Here is a 25,945-nt window from a genome sequence, read left to right as displayed (position 1 = left end):
CGGGCGCAGTACTTACCATCGACTTGGGCGCAATCCGCGCCAACTATCGCTTCCTGCAATCGAAGGCGCCCGGCGCGCGCTGCGGCGCGGCCGTCAAGGCAGACGCCTATGGCCTCGGCGCAATCCCGGTAGCCGCCGCGCTGGCCGAAGAGGGCTGCCGCCACTTCTTCGTCGCGCACCTCGATGAAGGCATCGCCCTGCGTCCCCATCTCCCGGCATCCGCCGAGATTTTCGTCCTGCACGGACCGCTTCCCGGCACCGAAGCCGAGTTCGTCGCGCACGGCCTGATTCCCGTACTGAACAGCGCCGAGCAAGTCGCCGGCTGGCGCGATGCCGCCCGCGTCCTCGCGCGCCGCCTTCCGGCCGTGGTGCAGGTCGACAGCGGCATGTCGCGCCTCGGCCTGTCGCCATCTGAAGTCGACGCCTGGCTCGCAGATCCGGGCTTCCTGCGCGGCATCGACCTGCGCTTCCTGATGAGCCATCTCGCTTGCGCCGAACAGCAGGACAACCCGATGAATGCGGCGCAGCTGGAAACCTTCCAGGCGCTGCGCCGCAAGCTGCCGCAATGCCCGGCGAGCTTTGCCAATTCCTCCGGCATTTTCCTCGGGCCGGCCTTTCATTTCGACATCCTTCGTCCCGGTGCGGCGCTCTACGGAATCGCCCCGGTCGATGGCGCGCCCAATCCGATGCGTCCGGTCGTTACCCTGCAGGCCAAGGTGATCCAGACCCGCGTGATCGAGCGTGGCGATGTCGTCGGCTATGGCGCCAGCTACCGCGCGCCGAGCCGTCGCCGGATCGCGACGATCGGCACCGGTTACGCCGACGGCTGGCTACGCAGCTTGAGTGCACGCGGTTTTGCACGTGTCGGAAGTGCGCGTGTTCCCATCGTCGGCAAAGTGTCGATGGACACGCTGGCGCTCGACGTGACCGACCTCGCGCCCGAAAGCGTGCTTCCGGGCGCACTCGTCGACCTCATTTCCGCCGCCCAGCCGGTGGACGAGGTCGCCGCCCTGGCCGGCACCATCGGCTACGAAATCCTGACCAGCCTCGGCGCGCGCTACCACCGCGACTACGTCGACGGTGCGCCGGTCGTGCAGGCGCGGCAGGAATCCACTGAATTCAGCATTTGACCACCTGAGAGGGACTATCGTGAAAGTGATCGTATTGGGAAGCGGTGTGATCGGTACCGCATCGGCTTACTACCTGGCACAGCAAGGCCATGAGGTAACGGTGATCGACCGCCAGCCGGCCGCCGGCCTGGAAACCAGCTATGCCAATGCCGGCGAAGTCTCTCCCGGCTATTCCGCCCCGTGGGCCGCGCCCGGCATCCCGGTCAAGGCAATGAAGTGGCTGCTGATGCGCCACAGCCCGCTGGTGATCCGTCCCGGCGTCGATCCTGACATGTGGCGCTGGGTGATCCAGATGCTCATGAACTGCACGTCCGCGCGCTACGAAACCAACAAGGGCCGCATGGTCCGCCTGGCCGAATACAGCCGCGACTGCCTGATGGAGCTGCGCGACGCCACCGGCATCAGCTACGACCACCGCACCCAGGGCACGCTGCAGCTGTTCCGTACGCAGAAGCAGCTCGATGCGTCGGCCAGCGATATCGCCGTGCTCGATCGTTACAACGTTCCGTACGAAGTGCTGGATCCGGCGGGCTGCGTGCGCGTCGAACCGGCGCTCGCCCATGTGCGCGAAAAATTCGTTGGCGCGCTTCGCCTGCCCAACGACGAAACCGGCGACTGCTTCAAGTTCACCCAGCAGCTCGCGGCGATGGCGGAGAAAGCCGGCGTGACCTTCAAGTACGGCGTCGACATCAAGCGCCTGCTTTCCGACGAACGCAAGATCACCGGCATCCGCACCAGCGAAGGCGACCTCACTGCCGACAGCTATGTGCTCGCCCTCGGCAGCTACTCGCCGCTGCTGTTGCGTGACATCGGCATTCGCATCCCGGTCTACCCGATCAAGGGTTACTCGATCACCGTGCCGATCCACGATCCCGCCTTCTCGCCGGAATCGACGATCATGGACGAAACCTACAAGGTCGCGATCACGCGCCTCGGCGACCGCATCCGCGTCGGCGGCACGGCGGAAATCGCTGGCTACGACCTGGAGCTGCGCAAGGCGCGCCGCGAAACCCTGGAGCACTCGGTATGCGACCTGTTCCCGAAGGGCGGCGATGTGGCGAAGGCGGAGTTCTGGTGCGGCCTGCGCCCAATGACGCCGGACGGTACGCCAGTGATGGGGCCGACGCCTTACCGCAACCTGTTCCTCAACACCGGCCACGGCACGCTTGGCTGGACCATGGCCTGCGGCGCAGGCCGCGTGCTGTCCGACCTCGTCACGGGCAAGAAGCCGGAAATCGATACGGAAGGATTGTTCATGGACCGCTACGGCAAGATCAACCGCCCGATTGCCGTGCCGCAGCAGGTGCGTGCATGAATTCGGTCGCCATGGAGACACCTGGCATCCCCGAATTCATCTTCGGCGACCAGCAGCTGCATGCGCGGTTTTCCATGGCGATCGAAATCCTCGCCCGCATCGTCATCGCCACGCCAGCGGCATTGACGACTGCGGCGCTGGCGGAATCCCTCGGGCAAGGCGCGCGCCCGGTGCGCGCGCTGCTCGCCAGCCTGCACCAGGCCGGCTTGCTCAATCGAGACGAGAAAACGCGGGATGCGTGGTATTGCGCATCGCCCCTGGGCGCGATCACGCTGGCGGATGTCTTCCGCTGCGTGGCCGGCGCCACCGAGGAATCGCGCCGGAAGAAAGCCGTGCAGGGCGCCGAGGAAAACCGCAGCTCCGCACAGCAGAGCGTCGACCTGCTGCTGATGCAGGCCACCATGTCGATCAACCAGGTCGTGCTGCAGCACCTGCAGGCCTTCGACCTCGGCCGGCTCAAAGCCCTGCGCACGTCCGGCAGCCTGCCTCCCTTCCACTATCCGTCCCGCTCCTATATCGCGGAACCGGTCTGACTATTGTCGCCCGCATGGGGTGCAGGTAAAGTGGCCGTTCCAGCCGCTGCCCCTGAGAACACCCGTCCACCATGCGTATCGACGTCCAGTTTGCCGACCGTGTAGGCATTGCACACGAAATCCTCGCCGTGCTGGCAGGCCGCAACATGAACGTCGTCGCGGTGGAAGTCGATTCCTTCGACGTCTTCATCGACATTCCCGAACTCACGGAAAACCTGCTGCCCGCGTTGCGGACCGACTTCATGCGCATCGCGGGCGTCCTCGACGTCAAGGTTGTGGACGTGCTGCCGGGTGCCCGCCGCCGCCTGCACCTCGACACCCTGATGGCCGCGCTGGCCGACCCGGTGATGGCGGTGGATGCGGACGGCAGGATCGTCGCTGCCAATGCCGCCGCCGCGGCAGTCGCTGACACCAGCGAAAGCGGACTGCACGGCAAGGCGCTCGATGAACTGTTCGGCGACTCCGGCCTGCAGACGGAACTGCTGGAAAACAGTTTCCAGGCGCCGTCACGCGAGGTGCGCCTGCACGGCCAGCCTTTCCTCCTCGAGGTAACTCCGGTATCCGAGCCGATCAACTCGGCCCTTGGCCAGACCATCGGCGGCGTGATCACGCTGCACGCACCGCGCCGCCTCGGCGGCCGCATCCATGCGCTACAGCACGGCGGCGGCGGCTTCGATACGATTATTGGCGAATCGGAACCGATTCGGGCGCTTAAAGCCCGCGCGGCCCGCGTCGCCATTGTCGACGCGCCGCTCCTGATCGTCGGTGAAACCGGCACCGGCAAGGAACTCGTCGCCCAGGCCTGCCACGCTGCCAGTCCGCGCAGCAGCGCGCCTTTTCTTGCGCTCAACTGCGCCGCGCTCCCGGAAAGCCTGGCCGAGAGCGAACTGTTCGGCTACATGTCCGGCGCGTTTACAGGCGCCCAGCGCGGCGGCAAACCCGGCCTGATCGAAATGGCGGACGGCGGCACGGTTTTCCTGGATGAAATCGGTGAAATGTCGCTTTACCTGCAGGCCAAGCTGTTGCGCTTCTTGAATGACGGCAAGTTCCGCCGCATCGGCAGCGACCGCGAAATCAAGGTCAACGTGCGCATCATCAGCGCGACGCACCGCAACCTCGCCAAGATGGTCGCCGAAGGCGCGTTCCGCGAAGACCTGTTCTACCGTCTCAACGTACTGCACCTGGAAGTGCCCGCGCTGCGCGAGCGGCCCGACGACATCCTGCTGCTCGCCCGCCACTTCATCGAGCGCGCCTGCGCACAGGCGCAGAAGCCGATCTGCCGCCTCGGCGCCGATGCCTGCGCGGCGCTGGTCGCCAATCACTGGCCCGGCAATGTGCGCCAATTGCAGAACGTGGTGTTCCGCGCAATCACCATGAGCGACAAGAAGGTGCTGGATGCATCCGACTTCGACCTTGCCGAAGGCAGCATCATGACCGCCGCCGAGGCCGGCATCGGCCACGACGGACAGGATTGGGACAGTTCGGTGGAATCCTTCGAGCGTGCCTTCCTGGAGCGCCTCTATCCGCAATATCCATCCAGCCGCAAGCTTGCCGCCCGGCTGAAGACTTCGCATTCGATGATTGCGAACAAATTGCGGAAATACGGGATACCGGGTTCAGGCCGGTAGTCGGGGAGAGAAGTAGCGTGGGTAGAGCGAAGCGAAACCCACGGAGCCGATGCTATTCAGTGAGGCAAGTCGCCGCCGTCGAAGTCCTTCGGCGGATTGACTGCGGGAATGCTGTACTTCTCCTCAGCCCATGCACCCAGGTCGATCTGCTTGCATCGTTCGGAACAGAAAGGACGGAATTTGTTCGCTTCCGTCCACTCGACCTTTTTGCCGCATGTCGGGCAATCAACCATGGTCGCCATTACACACCTCAGAAATTACACAAAGCCAGTTCGAATGGTACATCGTTCTCGAACGACTTCGGCTTCATGTCGCCGTCCTGCGAGGTGAAACGCACCCACAGCATGTACTTGTTGGCGGAAATTTCCGGAATCGCACCCAGGGACTCGTCGATGCCCAGGCGAAGCATCTGGTACACCTTGCCCTGCAGCATCTGCTGGTAGCTGCCAGCCTGTGCAATGGTCTTGGTCGAGCGGCCTGACTCGCGCAGCAGGCGCAGCACGACGCTGATGGCGTCGAACAGCGGCACCAGCGGCGCGAACCAGCCGGAAATGTCGTTGAAGCGCTGCTGCGGCGAGCGGTGCTGCCAAGCGTAGTACGAGGGGAGGTCGAATTCGCAGGCGCCGCCGGGAATGATGGTCCGGCCGCGAATGCTCATCAGCCACTCGTTGTCGCGGATGTTCTGGCCGGTCTTTCCCTGCGAACCCATGAGTGCAACAAGGCTGCGGTCGACGTCGGACAGCACTTCGTCCAGGCGTTCGGAAGCCACGTTCGGATTCGACTTGAATCCGAGCAGCGTCTGCTTCTGGCGTTCGAGCTCTTGCAGGAGGTCCGACTTCAGGTCCGCACGGCCGGCGACTTCAAGCATTTCAAAAATCGTGGCCAGTGCGACGTGGTGTTGTTGCGGATGTTCCTGGTGCAGAAAAAAGATGAACTTCTCGTAAAGGTCTTCCAGCCGCAGCAGAGTGCGAATACGCTCGTTGAAAGGGTATTCGAATATGATCAAAGTGGCGTCCCTTTAGCAATAAAGGTTGGGCTGGAAATAATTACGTGATTCTGAACGAACCCATAAAAAAATACAAATATTGCAGGTCAAGCAAATCGGCCGATCGCTATCAATTCGATGCAGCCGATAAGGAAGTATACAGCGCATGCAGCCGGTCCACTTGCGGCACCAGCGCCATCACATCGCCGTCGTTGTCGATCACATCGTCTGCTGCCGCGAGACGGTCCTTGCGCGACGCCTGTGCTGCCATGATCGCGCGGATCTGCGTCTCGGCCAATCCGCTGCGGCCCATCACACGGCGCACCTGCGTCTCCTCGGCGCAGTCGACCACCAGCACGCGCGTTACGCGCTGTTTCCATGAACCGGATTCGACGAGCAGGGGGACGGCGAATACCACATAGGTGCCGCTGGCCTGCTCGGCAGCCCGTTCGGTCTCGATGCGGATCAGGGGGTGAAGGATGGATTCAAGCCGCGCTTTTGCTGCCGGTTCGGTAAATACGTAGGCACGCATTTTCGCCCGGTCCATCGCGCCTTCCGGCGTCAGGAAGGCGTCGCCAAACTGGGCACGGATGTCAGGAATGGCAAGGCCGCTCGGTGCAGTCAGCGCATGCGCGATCTGGTCGGTATCGACTACGCTCGCGCCGCGCGCAGCCAGCATGTCCGCAACGGTCGATTTGCCGCTGCCGATGCCTCCGGTCAGTCCGACCGAAAACCTGCGGCCGCCGCTTGCGGAACCCGTCATGCTAGACCGCGAATCCGAGGTAAGTCTGCGCCAGCTGCTTTCCGTGGAAGAGCGCAATCATACCGGCGACAGCGAGGTAGGGACCGAAGGGAATGGGGTTGTTCCGTCCAAGCCTTGACAACAGGATCAGCGCAATTCCGACCACCGCACCGACGACCGAGGACAGCAGGATGATGATCGGCAGCATTTTCCAGCCGAGCCAGGCGCCGAGCGCCGCAAGCAGCTTGAAATCCCCATAGCCCATCCCTTCCTTGCCCGTCGCCAGCTTGAACAGCCAGTAGACCACCCACAGACTCAGATAGCCGGCCGCGGCACCAATCACGGCCTCATGCAGTGGCACGAAGGTACCGTTCAGGTTGACCAGCAGGCCGCACCACAGCATCGGTAGTGTGAGGTCGTCGGGCAGTAGCTGGGTGTCCGCGTCAATGAACGTCATTGCGATCAGCAGATAGGCGAACAGCAGGGTCGCAAGGCCTGCAAGTCCGCTGCCGAAGTGCCATACCAGCGAGGCTGACAGAACTCCTGTCAGCAGTTCGACGATGGGATAACGAATCGAAATCGGTGCCTTGCACTTGCGGCATTTCCCGCCCAGCAGTGCATAACTGACGACCGGGATGTTCTCCATGGCGGAAATCTGGTGACCGCAGTGTGGGCAGGCCGACCGCGGCACCATCAGGTTGTAGCGGTCAGTATGCGGCAGTTCCTTGCCGCTTTCATGCGCGACATAGTTGTCGGATTCGCGCTGCATCATCTTCGGCACGCGGTGGATCACGACATTCAGGAAACTGCCGATCATGAGGCCGAATACGCCGGCGGTAGCGGCCGGCACCAGGCTCGCGGGCGGAGCGGAAACAATCTGGTCGAGCATCAGACAACAGCTCCAAGCTTGAAGATAGGAAGGTACATGGCGACGACGAGGCCGCCGATCAGGACGCCGAGGATAGCCATGATGAGCGGTTCCATCAGGCTGGAGAGAGATTCGACTGCTTCGTCCACCTCGGCTTCGTAAAAGTCAGCGACTTTCCCGAGCATCTGGTCCAGCGCGCCGGACTCTTCACCGATGGCGACCATCTGCGTCACCATGTTGGGAAACACGCCGGAGCCAACCATCGAGTTCGTCAGGCTGGTACCCGTGCTGACTTCGGTCTGGATTTTCTTGGTGGCCTCCGTGTACAGAATGTTGCCCGACGCACCGCCGACGGAATCGAGGGATTCGACCAGCGGAACGCCGGCCGCAAACATTGTTGCCAGCGTGCGCGTCCAGCGCGCGATCGTCGCCTTGCGGATGACCGGGCCGAAGATCGGCGCCTGCAGGAGCAGCTTGTCCATCACGCGCTGCACTTTTGCCGAGCGCTTCCATGACTGGAAAAACAGGTAGAGGCTGGCGAACAGGCCGCCAAAGATCATGTACCAGTACTGGACAAAGAAATCGGAAATCGCCATCACGAAAAGCGTCGGCGCGGGGAGGTCGGCGCCAAAGCTTTTGAAGACCTCCTTGAAGGCTGGAACCACCCAGATCATGATCACGGATGTCACGACGAACGCCACAACCAGGATCGAGATCGGGTAGAACAGTGCCGACTTGATCTTGCCCTTGATTGCCTGCGTCTTTTCCTTGTAGGTTGCAAGGCGGTCGAGCAGGCTTTCGAGAATACCCGCCTGTTCGCCGGCCGCGACCAGATTGCAGAACAGGCTATCGAAATAGAGCGGATATTTGCGGAAGGCCTGGTTCAGGCTGCTCCCGGTTTCGATATCGGTCTTGATGTCCTGGAGCAGCTTGGACACCGACGGATTGGAGTGTCCCTTGCCGACGATATCAAAAGATTGCAGCAGCGGGACACCTGCCTTCATCATCGTTGCCAGTTGGCGGGTAAAGAGAGCGATGTCCTTGTCGGTGATCTTCTTGCTGCTGCTGAACGACTTTTTCTTTACCTTTGTGACAAGGATGCCTTGCCTGCGCAGGGTGACGTTGACAATGGTTTCGCTGCCAGCGCGAAGCTCACCCTTGAGAATCTTTCCCGCCTTGTCCTTGCCTTCCCAGATGTAGACGAGTTCTTTTGCACCCGCGGTCTTGGTGGCACCAGTTGCCATGGTCTACCCCTAACAGTTATGCATTGGTACAGCCGAGCACTTCCTCGAGGCTCGTCAGTCCCGACTTGACCTTCACCAGACCGGCCTCGCGCAGTGTCTTCACGCCTTCGCGCTTGGCTTGTTGCTCGATCTCCAGGGCGGTTCCATGGGCAAGGATGATGCGTTCGATTTCTTCGGTAATCGGCATGATCTGGTAGATGCCGACGCGTCCCTTGTAGCCGCTGCCATTGCAGCGGTCGCAGCCGACCGGCTTGTACGGCATCCAGCTGCCGTCCAGTTCCTCTTCCTTGAAGCCGGCCTCGATCAGCGTTTCATCGGGAATGACGGTGGTCTGTTTGCAGGTGCAAAGGCGCCGTGCAAGGCGCTGCGCGGTGATCAGGATGACCGAAGACGCAATGTTGAAGGGCGCGACGCCCATGTTCATCATGCGTGTCAGGGTCGATGGCGCATCGTTTGTGTGCAAGGTCGAAAACACCATGTGGCCGGTTTGCGCCGCCTTGATCGCGATGTCGGCGGTTTCCAGGTCGCGAATTTCACCCACCATGATGATGTCCGGATCCTGGCGCAGGAAGGCTTTCAGCGCCGCCGCGAACGTCAGGCCCGCGCGGTCGTTCACATTGACCTGGTTGACGCCCGGGAGATTGATTTCAGCGGGATCTTCTGCGGTCGAGATGTTGATGCCCGGCTTGTTCAGGATGTTCAGGCAGGTATAGAGCGACACCGTCTTGCCCGAACCTGTCGGGCCGGTGACCAGCACCATGCCGTAGGGGCGTTCGATCGCCTTGAGCAGGATTTCCTTCTGGTCCGGGTCATAACCCAGCGCGTCGATGCCCATCTGCGCCTGCGACGGGTCGAGAATACGCATCACGATCTTTTCGCCGAACAGCGTGGGCAGTGTGCTGACGCGGAAATCGATCGCCTTGTTCTTGGAGACGACAAGCTTCATCCGGCCGTCTTGCGGCACGCGCTTTTCGGAGATGTCGAGCTTGGAAATCACCTTGATGCGCGATGCCAGCTTTTCCTTGATCGCCAGCGGCGGCTGGGCAATCTCGCGGAGTACGCCGTCGACGCGGAAGCGGATGCGGTAAAACTTTTCAAACGGTTCGAAGTGGAGGTCCGATGCGCCCATGTTGATCGCATCGAGCAGGATCTTCTGCAGGAAACGGACCACCGGTGCGTCATCGATGTCGGTACTGACCGCATCCTGCTGCGAAGCGCCGGCCGATTCCTCGTCACCGAAATCGATATCCGAGTCGTCTCCAATCAATTCGTCGAGGTGCTGCTCGGCGCTCTGGTTGACCTTCTCGATCAGATGTACGAGCGCAGGATGCTCGACGATCATCGGCTCGACGGTCAGTTCCGTCTGAAACTTGATCTGGTCCAGCGTATGTGTATTGGTCGGATCGGAGATCGCAACCGAGACCTTGTTGCCCCGTTTGGCGAGCGCGATGACACGCTCCTTCTGCATCAGCTTCGCGTCGATGACGTTTTCGGGCAGATAGCTGAGATTGAACGAGGGCAGGTCGATGATCGGATAGCCGAAGGTCTCCGAGCAGAAGGCTGCGAGCGTCTTTGCATCGATGCTGGCGCTGGACAGGAGGACGTCGATGAAGGGCGTCTTTTCAGCTGTCGACTGTTTGTGCAGAGCTTCGGCTTGTTGCGCGGACAGGCGACCGGCCTGCACTAAGGCACGTGCAAGGCCAGACATCATCGAACCAGTCGCCTGATTGGGGAGAACCGCCGCCATTTATAAAGCCGGATTTTGGGTCACAATCGTCCAAGTTGCGTTAGATGATGCCTATAGGCATCTGATTTGTAAAGATATTGTGACAAAGAGATATCGCTATTCGCGTGCACGTGTGACGCGGCAGGAACGGTCAAGTCAAGAACCTGTAACAAGAGTGTAAGTCTCGTATCAGATTCGTATCAGCTTGACGACCTTGATTGCCTGGTTCTGCAGCTGGATGGTCTCAACGACGCAGCCTTTCATTTTTAGTGCGACGTTCGCTTCCGGGATGTCGCGCAGCGCTTCCAGCAGCAAGCCATTCAATGTCTTCGGGCCGTCCAGCGGGAGATCCAGTCCAAGGTGCTTGTTGATCTCGCGCAGTGAGGTCGCGCCTTCCAGCATGCATTCGCCGTTACCGTTCCAGCAGAAGGAATCTGCGCGCGCTGCCCCAGGCATCGACGTGGTGAACTCGCCGATCATCTCTTCGATGATGTCTTCCAGCGTCACCAGGCCCTGCACTTCGCCGTATTCGTCGACGATAATGCCCAGGCGCTCGTGGTTTTCCTGGAAATACTGCAGCTGGGTGAAGACGCCGGTGTCTTCGGGGATGAAATAGGGTGGCGTCAGGAGCGCGCGGAAATCTTCAACCGTCAGCTCATCTCCCCGATTGAAAAGTGCCATCGCCTTGCGCACGTGCAGGATGCCGACGATGCGGTTGATCTCGCCTTCGTAGACCGGCAGCTTGTTGTGGTAGCAGGTAGTCAGCTCGCGCACGATCTCCTCGACCGGAACGGCCAGGTTGAGCGCTTCGATCTGGGCGCGCGGCGTCATGACGTCTTCCACCGAGATCTGCTCCAGTCCGAACAGGTTGAGCAGGATGCTCTTGTGTTTTTGCGGGATGAAGTTGCCGCCTTCGAGCACGATGGTGCGCAGCTCTTCCGCGGAAATGGCGTTCTCGGCCGGCTTTTCCGGCACGCGCAGCAGGCGCAGCAGGCGCCGGACGACGAGGTTGGTCAGCCAGACCAGCGGGTTCATCACGATTGTCAGCAGGCGCAGTACCGGCGCGATCAGGAGGGCGATGCGCTCAGGGTAGCTGGCGCCGATTACCTTTGGTGTCAGCTCGGCGAAGATGATGATGGCGAAGGCCACGGCTGTCGACGCAATGGCCAGCGCATACTCGTTCTCGCCGAAGTAGTGGATGGCAAAGGTCGCCGCCAGTGCCGATGTCGCCGTATTGACGAGGTTATTACCGAGGAGGATGACGCCGAGCAGGCGTTCGGTTTGTTCAAGCAGGGAAAGGACCAGCGTCGCGCGGCGGTTTCCCGCGGATGCCATGTGCCGGATGCGGTAACGGCTCAAGGCCATCATCGCCGTTTCCGAGATTGAAAAAAAACCTGAGATGAGTAGTAGAACGACGAGCCCTAGGATTTGGGCCCATATGGGAACGGCATCCAAAGGGTCACCGTGTGGAAAACTGCGAGTTGGAAGTTTGCATATGCAAAACTGGTCGGGGTGAGAGGATTCGAACCTCCGGCCTCTACGTCCCGAACGTAGCGCTCTACCAGGCTAAGCTACACCCCGATTGCGGTGTCATCGGCGGGTTTTTACTGCTAATGATTCCGATGAACTGCGAAAGCGCATAATTGTAGCAAAGAATCCTTGAAAGCGCTACCCGGCATCGAAGAAATTGCATTCGCCGCGCGTTCGGCTGCTTTTTCGGCGGCACGCATCGTGTATTCCAGTGCGCCCGATCCGGTAATCGCGCCGAGGATTTCGTCGAAATGCTGCTCGTCACCGTTCTCGATGCACGCGCGTACCAGGTCGCGTTGTTCGGGCGTGCCGTTCTGCATCAGGTAAATGAGCGGAAGTGTCGGTTTGCCTTCTCGCAGGTCGTCGCCCACGTTCTTGCCGATGTCGGCGGCATTGCCCGAATAGTCAAGCACATCGTCGACGAGCTGGAATGCGGTGCCGATCGAGCGGCCGTATTCTGCTGCGGCTTCAATGCCTTCTTCCGACGCACCGGCAATCAGTGCGCCGAGCTGCGCGGCGGCTTCGAACAGCTTTGCCGTCTTGGAGCGGATCACTTGCAGGTAACGTTCCTCGGTCACATCCGGGTCGTGCATATTCAGCAGCTGAAGCACTTCGCCTTCCGCGATCACATTGGTTGCATCGGCGAGGATCTGCATCACACGCATGTTCTTGACTGCGACCATCATCTGGAAGGCGCGCGAGTAGACAAAGTCTCCTACCAGCACAGACGCGGCATTCCCAAACAGCGCGTTCGCTGTCTTGCGTCCGCGGCGCAGCGAGGATTCATCCACAACGTCATCATGCAACAGGGTGGCGGTATGGATGAATTCCACAACGGCCGCCAGCTCGTGGTGATGCGTGCCTTTGTAACCATAGGCGTTCGCCGCCAGCAGGACGAGGACCGGCCGGATGCGCTTGCCCCCGGCACTGATGATGTACTCGGCAATCTGGTTGACCAGCGGGACTTCCGAATACAACTGGCGACGAATCACCGTATTGACGGCGTCCATGTCGGCGCTGATGGGCTGGATGATGCTGGTCTGGGACGTGGGTTGAAGGGCGGCAGACAAAATGAACCTGCAAAAAGCGTGAATTTTGTGAATTATACGCTGACAATTCCCCGGTTCTGTCATGGATATGGGAAGTTGCCATTCATGAAATCCGTTTTGCCAATGCTTCAGGTCGAAGGAAACAGGGTTTTGACCGGGGGGCTAAGTCTATGTATAATTGGAGGTTTTCCCGATTCGGTCTGGTGGTTCAAGGCGGCGGGGAAAAAGTTCTTTACAACCATTCGATGAGGTTTCACATGTACGCGGTCATAAAAACCGGCGGCAAACAATACAAGGTTGCTGCTGGCGAAAAACTCAAAGTAGAACAGATACCGGCTGACATTGGTTCCGAAATCACTCTCGATCAAGTGCTCGCAGTGGGCGCTGGCGACAGCATCAAGTTCGGTGCTCCGCTGGTCGAAGGTGCCAAGGTCCAGGCCAAGGTAGTGGCGCACGGTCGCCACGATAAGGTGAAAATTTTCAAGATGCGTCGCCGCAAGCACTATCAGAAGCGCCAGGGCCATCGCCAAAACTACACCGAACTGCAAATCGTTTCGATCAACGGCTGATTTCCTGATCGAACATACGGATACCAAGGAGTCTGAGAAATGGCACACAAAAAAGGCGGCGGCACTACGCGCAACGGTCGCGATTCCGAGTCGAAACGACTGGGCGTCAAGGTTTATGGCGGTCAAGCTATTAATGCTGGCGGCATCATCGTTCGTCAACGCGGCACCCGCGTTCACGCTGGCGAGAACGTCGGCATGGGCAAGGACCACACCCTGTTCGCGCTGATCGACGGCAAGGTGCAGTTTGTCACCAAGGGCCCGCTGCAGCGTCACATGGTGACCGTCGTTCCGGCCTGATGCTGGACTGACGTCGCGACAAAGGCGAAAGCCTTATCCTGAAAGGCTCTGCCGATGGTAGGGCCTTTTTAGTTTCTAGCATCATTCCCATATAGACCTTTTCAACGCCATTTTTGGCGGCAAATCATGAAGTTCATCGACGAAGCAAAAATTGAAGTGATTGCTGGTGACGGCGGTAACGGCGTCGCGTCGTTTTGCCGCGAAAAATTCCGGCCTTTTGGCGGTCCGGATGGCGGCGACGGCGGCAAGGGCGGCAGCATCTGGGCCGTTGCCGACCGCAATATCAATACCCTGGTTGACTATCGTTATTCCAAGCTGCACAAGGCACGCAGTGGCGAAAACGGCCGTGGCTCCGACTGCTATGGCAAGGGCGCCGACGACATTGAACTGCGCATGCCTGTCGGCACGCTGGTCAGCGATATCAACACCGGTGAAATCCTCGCCGACATGACCGAGCACGGACAGCGCGTCCTGCTGGCCAAAGGCGGCGAGGGCGGCTGGGGCAACATTCATTTCAAGTCATCCACGAATCGCGCGCCGCGCCAGAAGACGGACGGCAAGCCAGGCGAGCGGCGCGAGTTGCGTCTCGAATTGAAGGTGCTGGCCGACGTCGGCCTGCTCGGCATGCCCAATGCCGGCAAGTCGACTTTTATCACGGCTGTCTCCAACGCACGTCCGAAGATTGCCGACTACCCGTTCACCACCTTGCATCCGAATCTCGGCGTCGTGCGCGTCAGCCATGAGAAGAGCTTCGTCATCGCCGACATTCCAGGCCTGATCGAGGGCGCAGCGGAAGGTGCCGGCCTCGGCCATCAGTTCCTGCGACACCTGCAGCGCACGCGCGTGCTGCTGCATATCGTCGATATCGCGCCGTTCGACGACAAGGTCGATCCGGTGAAGGAGGCGAAGGCGATCGTCAAGGAGCTCAAGAAGTATGATGAGTCCCTCTTCGACAAGCCGCGCTGGCTGGTCCTGAACAAGCTGGACGTGGTGCCGGAAGAAGAGCGCGCCAAGCGCGTCAAGGACTTCGTCAAGCGCTTCGGCTGGAAAGGCCCGGTGTTCGAAATCTCCGCGCTCACGCGCGAGGGATGCGAGGAGCTGATCATTGCCATCTACGAGTATCTCGCCGCGCAACGTACGCAGGAATTCCGCGCCGAGGAAACAAAGATGGCGGAAGAGGCGCGCGGCATCGTGTCGATCGACCCTGACGATCCCCGGTTCAAGGTCATCGAGTAAGGCAGCCAACGCCATCCTCTGGCATGATGGCGGTTTCAGTGAATAAAAAACAATGAACTCCGTCATTCAAAAGGCCAAGCGCCTCATCATCAAGGTCGGCTCCTCGCTCGTGACCAACGACGGCAAGGGGCTCGACAATGCCGCCATCGCCAAGTGGGCCGAGCAGATCGCGCAGCTGCGTGCGCTGGGCAAGCAGGTTGTCCTCGTCAGCTCCGGTGCGATTGCCGAAGGCATGCAGCGTCTCGGTTTCGACAAGCGCCCGACGGGCGTGCATGAATTGCAGGCCTGCGCAGCTGTCGGCCAGATGGGACTCGCGCAGATCTATGAAACCAGCTTCCGGCATCACAACCTGCGCACCGCGCAAGTCTTGCTGACCCACGCCGACCTCGCCGACCGCGAGCGCTACCTGAATGCACGCTCGACGCTGTTCACGCTGCTCAGGCTCGGTGTTGTGCCGATCATCAATGAAAACGACACGGTTGTTACCGACGAAATCAAGTTCGGCGACAACGACACCCTGGGTGCGCTGGTTGCCAACCTGATCGAGGGCGACGCCCTGATCATCCTGACCGACCAGAAAGGCCTCTATACCGCCGACCCACGCAAGGATCCTGCAGCGACGCTGGTTCGTGAGGCGAAAGCGGGCGACCCCGCGCTGGAAGCGATGGCTGGCGGTGCCGGTACCGGGATCGGACGCGGCGGCATGCTCACCAAGATCCTGGCAGCGCGACGTGCCGCCACCTCTGGTGCGCATACCGTGATTGCCTGGGGGCGTGAAGAACAAGTCCTGACGCGCCTCGCTGCAGGCGAATCGATTGGCACTCAGTTGGTCGCCCAGACAGCGCAGCTGACTGCGCGCAAGCAGTGGATGGCGGATCACCTGCAGACGGCGGGCAAGGTCGTGCTCGACGCCGGCGCAGTGCAGAAGCTGACCGCCGAAGGGAAGTCCCTGCTGCCCATCGGCGTGACCGAAGTATCTGGGGAGTTCGGGCGGGGTGACGTCATCACCTGCACCGATGAGTCTGGCCGCCCGGTTGCGCGCGGCATCAGCAATTATTCGAGTTCGGATGCGCGCCGTATCGTGCGCAGGCCGTCAACGGAAATCCTGTCCATTCTCGGGTTCGTGGAAGAACCCGAACTTGTTCACCGGGACAACCTGGTCCTGCTCTGATTTACCGGTTGCTGTCGGGGCCCAGCGGTTGGCCCTGGCGAAGCCGGCGGACTATGTCCTGCGCCTTGCCGGCAACACTCAACTCTGTGCAGAAGAAATCCTTCGCCAGCGCTCCATGCTGCCGGTTTGCGGCGTTGATTGAAATCCTTTCCCACTGATCCCTCCGCGAGCGCGACCAGCTGCCGTCGGGACGTCCGAATGCATACAGCTTCCGTTCGAATGTCGCGCAGCGAATGCCTTCATAGCTCACGTTCTTTGCGCCGGCATTGCTGACCGCGACAAGGGTGTAGCGGATCACGCCGTCTTCGCCGAGCGTCAACGACTTTGTGTCCACTGCAAACGACTGGGTAGCCGTTGCGCTGACATAGAAGGGAGCAAGGTCAGCGTCCTGGGGCGGTGCAGGGAGCTGCACCGCGACTTCCTGCCAGGGCTTTTCCTTGTCGTCGAAGTCTTCTTCAAAGCGCGACTGCGCATGCGCCGTCGTGAAGGCCGCCAGCGCGGCCATCGCAAGGATTGCGTGTTTCATCAGGATTCGGTCTTCGGTTTGGCCGCTACCGGCTGGGCATTGCCCGCACTGCGCGTGCCGTGGTTTTGCCTCAGGTAGCGTGCGCCGTTGCGTTGTCCATTGCCGCCCGCCGGACGCGACAGGAAACGCGAGAGCTCCTGCAGCGCCTTCTGGTACACGTCGCGTTTGAATTCGATGACCACGTCGAGCGGTACCCAGTAGTCATGCCAGCGCCATGCATCGAACTCGGGATGGTCGGTGCCCCGCAGGTTGATATCGCAGTCGCGGCCCACCATGCGGAGCAGGAACCAGATCTGTTTCTGGCCGCGGTAATGTCCACGTACCTCGCGCTTGATGAACCGGTCGGGGACTTCGTAACGGAGCCAGTCGCGTGTGCGGCCGATGATCTTGACGTGTTCTGCCTTGAGGCCGACTTCTTCTTCAAGTTCGCGGAACATCGCCTGTTCGGGGGTCTCGCCGAACTTGATGCCGCCCTGCGGGAACTGCCACGAATGTTCACGCACCCGCTTTCCCCACCATACCTCGTTATTGGCGTTGAGCAGGATAATGCCGACGTTCGGGCGAAAGCCTTCACGATCCAGCATGTTGCACCTCAAAACTTTCTGCGGCTAGATGACCCTCATCGTTACAAATTTTGCACGCGTGATCCCACGCAGCCATCATCCGGCACCCCGCAGAGGGAACCGGCGTGAATCAAATATGTCGGGAAAGGATGCATCAGCCAGCTAATCCTTTAAAATTGAGTCGATTATAACTCTCTCTTTTTAAAAAGAATTCACCGCCATGCGCGCATCACGTTTTTTTATTTCTACCCTCAAGGAAGCCCCGTCGGACGCTGAAATCGTCAGCCACAAACTGATGATGCGCGCGGGGATGATCAAACGCCTCGGCTCCGGCATTTACACGTACATGCCGATGGGTCTGCGTGTCATCCGCAAAGTGGAAAACATCATCCGCGAAGAAATGAACCGTGCCGGCGCCGTCGAGCTGCTGATGCCGGTCGTGCAGCCGGCGGAACTGTGGCAGGAAACCGGCCGCTGGGACAAGATGGGCCCGGAGCTGATGCGCGTGAAGGACCGCCACGGGCGCGACTATGCGATCCAGCCGACCTCCGAAGAAGTGATCACGGATGTGGTGCGTACCGAGATCAAGTCTTACCGCCAGCTGCCGATCAACTTCTACCACATCCAGACCAAGTTCCGTGATGAGCGCCGCCCGCGCTTCGGCCTGATGCGCGGACGCGAGTTCACGATGAAGGATGCCTATTCCTTCGACCGCGACGTGGAAGGCATGCAGAAGTCGTACAAGATCATGTACGACGCCTATGTCGCGATCTTCAACCGCTTCGGCCTGCAGTTCCGCGCGGTGGCAGCGGATAACGGCGCGATCGGCGGCTCCGGCTCGCACGAGTTCCACGTGATTGCCGATACCGGCGAGGACGCGCTGGTGTACAGCCCGGAATCCGATTACGCGGCGAACATGGAAGCGGCGGAAGCCGTCGCGCTGACTCCGACCCGAGGCGCGGCGACGCAGCCGCTGGTGAAGACACCCACGCCGGGCAAGGCCAAGTGCGAACATGTGGCTGAGCTGCTCGGCCTGCCGCTCGCCCAGACCGTCAAATCCATCGTCCTCGCCGTCGACAAGGAAGGCGCTGAAACGGAAATCTGGCTGCTCCTGCTGCGCGGCGACCACGAGCTGAACGAGGTCAAGGTCAACAAGGTACCGGGACTGTCGACCTTCCGTTTTGCCACCGAGAGCGAAATCATGGAGTTCTTCGGCACCAAGCCGGGCTACCTCGGCCCCATCGGTACGAAGAAGCCGATCAAGGTGGTTGCCGACCGCACCGTCGCCAACATGAACGATTTCGTCTGCGGCGCGAACGAGGAAGACTTTCACTACACCGGTGCCAACTGGGGCCGCGACTTGCCGGACCCGGTCGTCGCCGACCTCCGCAACGTGGTCGCGGGCGATCCGTCGCCGGACGGCAAGGGCGCGCTGTCGATCCAGCGCGGCATCGAGGTCGGCCACGTGTTCCAGCTCGGCACGCGCTATTCCGAAGACATGAAGGCGACCTACCTGGACGAAACCGGCAAGCCGCAGCTGATGCAGATGGGTTGCTACGGCATCGGCGTGACACGCATCCTCGGCGCCGCCATCGAACAGAATTTCGATGAGAAGGGCATCATCTGGCCGGCATCGATCGCGCCGTTTGAAGTGGTGCTGTGCCCCATGGGCTACGACCGCAGCGAAGCGGTGAAGGCAGAGACCGACAAGCTGTATGACGCACTGCTGGCCGCCGGCGTCGATGTGGTCCTGGATGACCGCGGCGAACGTCCGGGTGCGATGTTTGCCGACTGGGAACTAATCGGCGTGCCGCATCGTGTGGTCATCGGCGACCGCGGCCTGAAGGATGGCAAGCTGGAGTACCAGGGGCGTCGCGACACGGCTGCAACGGCCGTGCCGGTGGCGGAGATGACCGCCTTCGTCAAGGCGCGCATCGCCGCCTGAGGCGGAAGGGCAGGGCGCAAATGGTGCGGCTCGTGAAAGGTTGTGCGCTTGCCGCCCTGCTGGTGCTTTCGGCCACGGCATTCGCCGGCAACCAGAAGGAAGAAGCGCTGGCCGACAGCGTCCGCATGGCGCTGGCGAATGCGATTGCCGATGCACGTCCGCCCAGGCCGCAGTTCACCAGCATCGACGAACGCATCAAATACCTGCACTGGCTGGGCGAGATGTCTGCACGCCTGAAAAAGCGCTTGCCGGACTGGCAGGTGCGCAAGGAATTCCTCGAGACAACCTGGTATGAAGCCACCCGGGCCGGACTGGATCCGGCGCTCGTGCTGGGCCTGATCCAGGTTGAATCCGCTTTCCGCAAGTACGCGGTTTCCCCCGTCGGCGCCCATGGCTTCATGCAGGTCATGCCGTTCTGGACGCGCGTTATCGGTGACGGCGACCGCCGCAAGCTGTTCCACATGCAGACCAACCTGCGCTACGGCTGCGCCATCCTGCGTCTTTATCTCGACCAGGAGGCCGGCAACCTCTTCCTGGCCCTGGGACGTTACAACGGCAGCCGCGGCCGTCCTGAGTACCCCAATGCGGTTCTGGCTGCGTGGAAGCAGTGGGAGTTCCAGGGCGTTTCACCGGTCGCGCGGGCCAATCCTCAATAATTTTCAACGTTTCGGTTTATCCTGCTCCGGCCTGCGTATATTCCGGTTCATCCCAATTCAAGGAGACGCCGAAATGAAAAAGACGCTGGCCGCTTGCCTCATTGCCCTCCCTTTCGCTTGCCTCGCTGCTGATACCGAATGGACACCGCAGGTCAACGTGCAGAATGCGGATTTCGTCAGCGGCAAAAAGGCCGTTGAGGCCGGGAACTGGCAGGCCGCCGTAGAGGCTTTCACTCGCGCCGCAAAGAGCGATCCGCGCAACGCGGACATCCACAACTACCTTGGCTATTCCTATCGGCAGATGGAGCGCCTGGACGAGGCGTTCCGTCACTATCACGAGGCTCTGCGCCTGGAGCCATTCCATCGCGGTGCGAATGAGTACATCGGCTGGGCTTACCTGAAGACAAACCAGCTGGCCAAAGCGGAAGAGCATCTTGCGCGCCTGGAGAAGATTTGCGGGAAGAGCTGCGTTGAGTTTGAGAAGCTCGGGAAGGGGATCGCCGACTACAAGGCGAAGAACAAGTCCTGACGAGGACAAGGCCGAAAACAAAAACGCCCGCGCGATGCGGGCGTTTTTGTTTGGCCTTCGGAAAGACTCATTATTGCAGGTGATTGGAAATGAGTTTGGTCATTTCGAACATCGACACTTGCTTCTTTCCGCCAAACACAGCTTTGAGCTTGTCATCCGCATTGATCATGCGCTTGTTAGCCTGGTCCTGCAGCTTGTTCTTCTTGATGTAGTCCCAGACCTTCTTGGTCACTTCAGTGCGCGGCAGCGGATTTGCACCGATCACTGCACCCAGGGTGGCGGACGGCGTCATCGGCTTCATGAACGCTGCGTTCGGCTTACGCGGGGTCTTCGGCTTTGCTACCTTCTTGGCTGCCGGCTTCTTGGCGGCGACCTTCTTTGCAGGAGCGGCTTTCTTTGCTGCCGGCTTTGCTGCTGCCTTCTTTGCTACGGGCTTAGCTGCTGCCTTCTTGGCCGGAGCTGCCTTCTTTGCCGCGGGTTTAGCTGCTGCCTTCTTGGCCGGAGCCGCCTTCTTTGCTGCGGGCTTAGCTGCTGCCTTCTTGGCCGGAGCTGCCTTCTTGGCGGCTGCCTTTGCCGCGGGTTTCTTGGCTGTTGCCATCTTCGAGCCTCCTTCACAGAATGTGTTGGGAAATTGCGTCAAATCACGCACCGCTAATAGTGGTGCGCTTTTCATAGGGATGCAAGTGTTTTTTATACGTTTTCACATGAATTTGTCTACTCTGTGCCACGTGATCTTCATAGGAGAAATCGGTGTTTTGTCCTCTGCGGAGATGCGCGCTTCCCTCTGCAGATTGCTAGAGGGCGCTTCGTGAAGCGTGAAGCACGCCTCTCTGCAGAATGAGGCGACGGTGCGGAGAGCCTTGCTGGCATTGGTTCTCCGGACGACCAGGGTTTTGCGGGAAGAGGTGCGCGGCACTGGTTGAGACAGCGATCACAGCGCTGCTCTTACGCCTTGCATGGTGCTGTCTGAGAGGGGAAATGGCCGATGAGGCCGGGTGATGCGAGGGAGGAGCGCCCTCGTGACGAGGGCGCTTTTCATAGGAGGATCAGCGCATGCCGCCGGGCAGCATGCCCTTCATGCTGCGCATCATCTTCATCATGCCGCCGCCCTTGAGCTTCTTCATCATCGACTGCATCTGCTCGAACTGGGACAGCATACGATTGACTTCCTGCACCTGGACGCCGGCGCCGGCAGCGATACGGCGCTTGCGAGACGCCTTGATGAGTTCCGGCTTGGCCCGCTCCTGGGGCGTCATGGAGTTGATGATGCCTTCCATGCGGCGCACCTGCTTTTCGGCCTGGTTCATGTCGGCATTGCCTGCTGCCTGCTGCAGCTGAGCAGGCAGCTTGTCGAGCAGGCCGGAGAGGCCGCCCATCTTCTTCATCTGGGAGATCTGGGCCTTGAAGTCGTTCAGGTCGAACTTGCCGCCGCCCTTGATCTTGTCCGCCAGGTCCTTGGCTGCCTCGATATCGACGCCTTTGCGGGCTTCCTCGACCAGCGCCAGGATGTCGCCCATGCCCAGGATACGGTTGGCCATACGCTGCGGATCGAAGGCTTCCAGGCCGTCGAGCTTCTCGGCGACACCGGCGAATTTGACCGGCTTGCCGGTAACGTGGCGTACCGAGAGGGCGGCGCCGCCGCGGGAGTCGCCGTCGAGCTTGGTGAGCACCACGCCCGTGAGGGGCAGGGCGTCGTTGAAGGCCTTGGCGGTGTTGATCGCATCCTGGCCGAGCATCGCGTCGACCACAAACAGGGTTTCGATCGGCTTGAGTGCGGCATGCAGGGCGGCAATCTCCTGCATCATCGCTTCGTCGATGCCGAGGCGGCCGGCGGTGTCGACGATCAGTACGTCGTGGTAGTGCTTCTTCGCGTAGTCGAGTGCGGCCAGCGCGATGTCGACCGGTTTGTCATTGTGCGATGAGGGGAAGAAGTCGGCGCCGACCTGGCTGGTGACGGTCTGCAACTGGCCGATCGCCGCAGGGCGGTAGACGTCGGCGGAGACGGTCAGGACCTTCTTCTTTTTCTCTTCCTTGAGGTACTTGGCCAGCTTGCCGACGGTGGTGGTCTTGCCGGCGCCCTGCAGGCCGGCCATGAGGATGATGGCCGGGGGCTGGGTGGCGAAGTTGAGCTGCGAAGCTTCGGGGCCGAGGTCGGCGCCCATGAGCGAGGCGAGTTCGCGCTGGACCACGCCGACCAGGGCCTGGCCCGGCGTGAGGGAGCCGATGACGTCCTCGCCCAGCGCCTTTTCCTTCACCTTGGCGATGAATTCGCGCACGGCGGGCAGGGCGACGTCGGCCTCGAGCAGGGCAAGGCGTACTTCGCGCAGCATCTCTGCGGTGTTGGACTCGGTCAGGCGCGCTTCGCCGCGCATCGTTTTGACGACTTTCGCCAGTCTTTGGGTCAGGTTGTCGAGCATGGATGACGATGTATCAAGAAATGGGAGGGAGCGGGTGGGGGAGACCTGCGGGAAAGGCTCCATTTTACCCGATGCAGACCGCGCTCCCCGGGCAAGGGTTCCGGAGCGGAAATCCGCAAGGGCAACGAGTGCCATGTGCGGTTTTTCGCCAGAGCTGCATTAGGAGAATGCGGGAATCAGCGGCGCCGGTAGAGATGCGGTGGATGGCATGGAGGCTGCATGGAGCGCACCATTCAGAGGGGCATCGGGTATCGAGAGCATTTCGCAAGGGGTAATATGACAGTCGATATTGACGGCACGGAAGACAGAATGTTCAGCAAACGACCCGCACTCCTCGTTCTCGCAGCGATAAGCGTGCTCGCGGTCGTCATCGCTGCCTGGCTGGTCGCAGCCCACCGTGCGCGAGCTGACATCCATGCCGCCGGCGACCGGCAGCTGCAGATCATCGCGCTCGACCTGGAATCGGTCCTGGAGAAGTTCGAGACCCTGCCCTTCACCCTCGCCAACCATCCCGACGTACCCAATGCCATCGAGCGGCCGGACGACGGCGCGCTCATCCAGCGCCTCAACGAGACCCTGCAGACCATCCAGCGGCATGCCAAGGTCAGCGCGATCTACATCATGGATCGGCACGGCAATACCCTGGCATCGAGCAATTGGGATATGCCGCTCAGCTTCGTCGGCAAGAACTTTGCGTACCGGCCTTACTTCCGCGACGCGATGGAAGGGCGGGCCGGGCGCTTCTATGGCATCGGCAGCACGACCAGCGAGCCCGGTTATTTCATCGCCCAGCCGGTCCATGTGCCCGGTGCGACGGAACCGGTCGGTGTGATTGCCGTCAAAATCAGCCTGTCCGAATTCGAGGAAACCTGGCGCCGCAGCGAAGATCCGATTGCGCTTGCCGACAGCAGCGGCGTCGTTTTCCTCAGCAGCCGCACCACCTGGCGCTACCACAGCATGCGCCCGCTGGCGGACAAGGCGCGGGAATACCTCGGCGGCACGCTGCAATACGCCGGACTGAATATCGAGCCGATCAGCTCGCTGCCGAAGGCGGAACAGGCCGGTTTCGGAGAGTACGTCGCGCGGCCGGTCGGCCGGCTAGATTGGCAGCTGATGCTGTTCCCCTCGCAGGCACGCGTCCAGCGCTCGGCGGCGCTGGCGGCCCTGACGGCGGCACTTCTGGTGACCGTCGCCGGGATCTCATGGTGGGCTCTCCATCAGCGGCGCCGCCGGATGGAGGAGCGCCTCGCCTCGCGCCAGGCCTTGCAGCGTGCGGCGGAGGAGCTCGATCGCAACATCGCCCAGCGCACCCGCGAGCTGCTCGATGCCAACCAGCGCCTGGAATCCAAGTACGCCAAGCTGAAGGAAGCCGAACAACTTCTGCGCACAACCCAGAACGAACTCGTGCAGGCCGGAAAGCTGGCGATGCTGGGCCAGATGGCTGCCGGCGTGACGCATGAACTCAACCAGCCGCTGGCGGCGATCCGCGCCTTCGCCGACAACGCCGTGACCTTCCTTGCGCGGGGGCAAGGCGACCGGGCGGGCGAGAACCTGGCGCAGATCAGTGCCGCCAGTGCGCGCATGGGTGCCATCATCGGACAGCTCAAGGGCTTCGCGCGCAAGAGCCACGAGACGGTTGCGGTGGTCGACCTGGCGCAAGCGGTACAGGCGTCCGCCTTGCTGCTGGAAGGAGACTACCGGCGCCAGGGCGTAGAGTTCAGTGTCGATATCCGGGAGGCGGTGCAGATCGTCGGCGACACGGTGCGGACAGAACAAGTGCTCATCAACCTGCTGCGCAATGCGCTCGATGCCGTCGAGGGAGCGCCGGTGCGCAAGGTCGACGTGGTTCTCGAACGCGAAGGCAACGAGGCGGTGGTGCGGATCGTCGACAGCGGCCCGGGGATTACGGACCAGGTGGCGCCGCACTTGTTCGAGCCTTTCTTCACTACGAAAGCATCGGGCAAGGGACTTGGACTCGGCCTCGCGATCTCGTCGTCGATCGTGCAGGCCATGAATGGACAACTGACCGCACGCAACCATGCCGGCGGGGGCGCCGAGTTTGTCGTGCGCCTGCCAGCCGCAGCGGAAATATCGAATGTCGAGGGAGGCAAGCTTGCCAGTGCATGAATCTGCGGGAGAAGTCCTCCTGATCGAGGATGAACAGGCGGTCCGGATGGCGACCGCGCAAACGCTCGAGCTGGGCGGATTCGAGGTGCGCGCCTGCGAAAGCGCAGAACCCGCGCAGCCATGGCTGCATGCCGGCTTCGGCGGCGTGGTCGTGACCGATGTGCGCCTGCCCGGCAAGTCCGGCCTGGAACTGCTCACCGATGCGGTTGCCGCCGACCCCGACCTGCCGGTCATCGTGGTCACCGGCCATGGGGACGTCAGCATGGCGGTGGAAGCGATGCGTGCCGGCGCTTACGACTTCATCGAGAAGCCCTTCGCCGCCGAGCGGCTACTGGAAACGGTCCGCCGCGCGCAGGAAAAACGCCGGCTGGTGATGGAAAACAGGCGGCTGAAAGCGGCTTGGTCCTCACACCCCGACATGCCCGCGCTGATCGGGCAGTCACCGGCGATCGAACGCATCCGCACCCTGATCCGTTCCGTCGGGCCGACACCGGCGGATGTGCTCATCAATGGCCAGACCGGCACCGGCAAGGAAGTCGTGGCGCGCCACCTGCATGGTGCGAGCGGCCGCAAGGGACCGTTCGTCGCCATTAATTGCGGTGCGCTGCCGGAAAGCGTGTTTGAAAGCGAGATCTTCGGGCACGAGGCCGGTGCCTTCACCAGTGCCGTGAAGCGCCGCATCGGCAAACTGGAATACGCGAACGGCGGCACGGTTTTCCTTGATGAAATCGAAAGCATGCCGCTCGCGTTGCAGGTAAAGCTGCTGCGGGTGCTGCAGGAGCGCCGCCTGGAAAGGCTGGGCGGCAACGACCCGATCCAGGTCGACTGCCGGATCATTGCCGCCAGCAAGGCCGACCTGCTGCAGTTGAGCGCGCAGGGCAAGTTCCGCGAAGACCTGTATTACCGCATCGGCGTCGTGGGCATCGAATTGCCCCGCCTGGCCGAGCGGCGCGACGACATTCCCCTGCTGCTGGCCCACTTCGTCCAGGGCGCCGCGCTGCGCTACCAGCGGCCGGCGCCGCAATGGAGCATGGCGCAAATGGCCGAATGGCAGGCCCGGGACTGGCCGGGCAACGTCCGTGAATTGCGCAATTTCGCCGACCGTCTTGTGCTCGGCGTGGTGGAAGCGGCAGCCGTCCCGGTGGAGCTGGGCGGAGAT

25 protein-coding genes and 1 tRNA gene are annotated in these 25,945 nt (G+C 61.3%); 13 read left to right on the top strand and 13 right to left on the bottom strand.

All coding sequences use genetic code 11. The annotated features are described in order from the left end of the window. From alr to AYR66_RS22400, 4 genes are all read left to right on the top strand, one after another. Positions 1-1,130, top strand: a 1,130-nt coding sequence (gene alr / locus AYR66_RS22415) for an alanine racemase (protein ID WP_088709999.1), incomplete at its 5' end; no start/stop codon positions are given. A 19-nt stretch (positions 1,131-1,149) separates the two neighbouring features. Beyond that, the gene (locus tag AYR66_RS22410; protein ID WP_088709354.1) at positions 1,150-2,445 is read left to right on the top strand and encodes a D-amino acid dehydrogenase; all 1,296 of its coding nucleotides are present in this window, start codon (positions 1,150-1,152) and stop codon (positions 2,443-2,445) included. Beyond that, complete coding sequence (locus tag AYR66_RS22405; protein ID WP_088709353.1) at positions 2,442-2,978, top strand: Rrf2 family transcriptional regulator; 537 nt, start codon at positions 2,442-2,444, stop codon at positions 2,976-2,978. Before AYR66_RS22410 ends, AYR66_RS22405 begins: the two co-directional genes overlap by 4 nt. 71 nt (positions 2,979-3,049) lie before the next feature. Beyond that, entirely contained in the window at positions 3,050-4,606 is a 1,557-nt protein-coding gene (locus tag AYR66_RS22400; protein WP_088709352.1) for a sigma 54-interacting transcriptional regulator, read from the top strand. A gap of 56 nt (positions 4,607-4,662) precedes the next feature. Here the strand turns inward: AYR66_RS22400 and yacG are convergent, their stop codons facing one another. The 9 genes from yacG to ispB form a co-directional block, all read right to left on the bottom strand. Then, positions 4,663-4,848, bottom strand: coding sequence for a DNA gyrase inhibitor YacG (gene yacG / locus AYR66_RS22395; RefSeq protein ID WP_088709351.1), 186 nt, complete (start codon positions 4,846-4,848; stop codon positions 4,663-4,665). Between the two features lie 8 nt (positions 4,849-4,856). Then, a complete protein-coding gene (zapD, locus tag AYR66_RS22390) occupies positions 4,857-5,612 on the bottom strand; it encodes a cell division protein ZapD (protein ID WP_088709350.1) in 756 nt (251 codons plus the stop codon). Between the two features lie 109 nt (positions 5,613-5,721). Then, positions 5,722-6,354, bottom strand: a complete 633-nt coding sequence (gene coaE, locus AYR66_RS22385; protein ID WP_088709349.1) for a dephospho-CoA kinase — start codon at positions 6,352-6,354, stop codon at positions 5,722-5,724. A gap of 1 nt (position 6,355) precedes the next feature. After that, positions 6,356-7,222 (bottom strand): prepilin peptidase, encoded by an 867-nt coding sequence (locus tag AYR66_RS22380; protein ID WP_088709348.1) that lies wholly within the window; start codon positions 7,220-7,222, stop codon positions 6,356-6,358. Next, positions 7,222-8,445: a type II secretion system F family protein gene (locus AYR66_RS22375; protein ID WP_088709347.1), complete on the bottom strand. Its 1,224-nt coding sequence runs from the start codon at positions 8,443-8,445 to the stop codon at positions 7,222-7,224. Before AYR66_RS22375 ends, AYR66_RS22380 begins: the two co-directional genes overlap by 1 nt. A gap of 16 nt (positions 8,446-8,461) precedes the next feature. After that, positions 8,462-10,153: a type IV-A pilus assembly ATPase PilB gene (gene pilB / locus AYR66_RS22370; protein WP_234815056.1), complete on the bottom strand. Its 1,692-nt coding sequence runs from the start codon at positions 10,151-10,153 to the stop codon at positions 8,462-8,464. A gap of 207 nt (positions 10,154-10,360) precedes the next feature. Further along, the gene (locus AYR66_RS22365) at positions 10,361-11,626 is read right to left on the bottom strand and encodes an HlyC/CorC family transporter (protein WP_088709345.1); all 1,266 of its coding nucleotides are present in this window, start codon (positions 11,624-11,626) and stop codon (positions 10,361-10,363) included. A gap of 49 nt (positions 11,627-11,675) precedes the next feature. After that, positions 11,676-11,752: transfer RNA gene (locus tag AYR66_RS22360), tRNA-Pro, on the bottom strand. A 29-nt stretch (positions 11,753-11,781) separates the two neighbouring features. Then, positions 11,782-12,771, bottom strand: a complete 990-nt coding sequence (gene ispB / locus AYR66_RS22355; protein ID WP_088709344.1) for an octaprenyl diphosphate synthase — start codon at positions 12,769-12,771, stop codon at positions 11,782-11,784. 236 nt (positions 12,772-13,007) lie between these two features. On the opposite strand from ispB, the gene rplU reads away from it, so the two are divergent. The 4 genes from rplU to proB all read left to right on the top strand — a co-directional run bounded on the left by rplU (position 13,008) and on the right by proB (position 16,023). After that, positions 13,008-13,319, top strand: coding sequence for a 50S ribosomal protein L21 (rplU, locus tag AYR66_RS22350; protein ID WP_088709343.1), 312 nt, complete (start codon positions 13,008-13,010; stop codon positions 13,317-13,319). 39 nt (positions 13,320-13,358) lie between these two features. Next, positions 13,359-13,616: a 50S ribosomal protein L27 gene (rpmA, locus tag AYR66_RS22345; RefSeq protein ID WP_088709342.1), complete on the top strand. Its 258-nt coding sequence runs from the start codon at positions 13,359-13,361 to the stop codon at positions 13,614-13,616. A 126-nt stretch (positions 13,617-13,742) separates the two neighbouring features. Beyond that, positions 13,743-14,852: an Obg family GTPase CgtA gene (gene cgtA, locus AYR66_RS22340; protein WP_088709341.1), complete on the top strand. Its 1,110-nt coding sequence runs from the start codon at positions 13,743-13,745 to the stop codon at positions 14,850-14,852. 52 nt (positions 14,853-14,904) lie between these two features. After that, the gene (gene proB, locus AYR66_RS22335; protein ID WP_088709340.1) at positions 14,905-16,023 is read left to right on the top strand and encodes a glutamate 5-kinase; all 1,119 of its coding nucleotides are present in this window, start codon (positions 14,905-14,907) and stop codon (positions 16,021-16,023) included. Position 16,024: 1 nt separating this feature from the next. On the opposite strand, the gene AYR66_RS22330 is transcribed toward proB, so the two are convergent. Both AYR66_RS22330 and AYR66_RS22325 read right to left on the bottom strand, forming a co-directional pair. Continuing rightward, entirely contained in the window at positions 16,025-16,549 is a 525-nt protein-coding gene (locus tag AYR66_RS22330; protein ID WP_088709339.1) for a CNP1-like family protein, read from the bottom strand. Continuing rightward, positions 16,549-17,133, bottom strand: coding sequence for an RNA pyrophosphohydrolase (locus AYR66_RS22325; RefSeq protein ID WP_088709338.1), 585 nt, complete (start codon positions 17,131-17,133; stop codon positions 16,549-16,551). Before AYR66_RS22325 ends, AYR66_RS22330 begins: the two co-directional genes overlap by 1 nt. A gap of 199 nt (positions 17,134-17,332) precedes the next feature. Between AYR66_RS22325 and AYR66_RS22320 the strand changes: the two genes are divergently transcribed. From AYR66_RS22320 to AYR66_RS22310, 3 genes are all read left to right on the top strand, one after another. Then, a complete protein-coding gene (locus AYR66_RS22320) occupies positions 17,333-19,057 on the top strand; it encodes a proline--tRNA ligase (protein ID WP_088709337.1) in 1,725 nt (574 codons plus the stop codon). A 20-nt stretch (positions 19,058-19,077) separates the two neighbouring features. Then, positions 19,078-19,713, top strand: a complete 636-nt coding sequence (locus AYR66_RS22315; RefSeq protein ID WP_088709336.1) for a lytic transglycosylase domain-containing protein — start codon at positions 19,078-19,080, stop codon at positions 19,711-19,713. A gap of 73 nt (positions 19,714-19,786) precedes the next feature. Then, positions 19,787-20,242, top strand: coding sequence for a tetratricopeptide repeat protein (locus AYR66_RS22310; RefSeq protein WP_170942241.1), 456 nt, complete (start codon positions 19,787-19,789; stop codon positions 20,240-20,242). A 70-nt stretch (positions 20,243-20,312) separates the two neighbouring features. Here the strand turns inward: AYR66_RS22310 and AYR66_RS22305 are convergent, their stop codons facing one another. Further along, the gene (locus AYR66_RS22305) at positions 20,313-20,840 is read right to left on the bottom strand and encodes an SWIB/MDM2 domain-containing protein (protein ID WP_088709334.1); all 528 of its coding nucleotides are present in this window, start codon (positions 20,838-20,840) and stop codon (positions 20,313-20,315) included. Between the two features lie 448 nt (positions 20,841-21,288). Beyond that, complete coding sequence (ffh, locus tag AYR66_RS22300) at positions 21,289-22,659, bottom strand: signal recognition particle protein (RefSeq protein ID WP_088709333.1); 1,371 nt, start codon at positions 22,657-22,659, stop codon at positions 21,289-21,291. A 309-nt stretch (positions 22,660-22,968) separates the two neighbouring features. Here ffh and AYR66_RS22295 point away from each other — a divergent pair, with 309 nt between their 5' ends. Together AYR66_RS22295 and AYR66_RS22290 are read left to right on the top strand one after the other, a co-directional pair. Then, on the top strand, positions 22,969-24,786 hold the full coding sequence (locus AYR66_RS22295; protein WP_088709332.1) for a sensor histidine kinase: 1,818 nt from the start codon (positions 22,969-22,971) through the stop codon (positions 24,784-24,786). After that, on the top strand, positions 24,773-25,945 hold a 1,173-nt coding region (locus tag AYR66_RS22290; RefSeq protein ID WP_272938355.1), incomplete at its 3' end, for a sigma-54-dependent transcriptional regulator. The genes AYR66_RS22295 and AYR66_RS22290, both read left to right, overlap by 14 nt.

It is taken from the genome of Noviherbaspirillum denitrificans (assembly GCF_002211445.1).
Classification (GTDB): domain Bacteria; phylum Pseudomonadota; class Gammaproteobacteria; order Burkholderiales; family Burkholderiaceae_D; genus Noviherbaspirillum; species Noviherbaspirillum denitrificans.
This window is presented reverse-complemented; position numbering and strand designations above follow the sequence as displayed.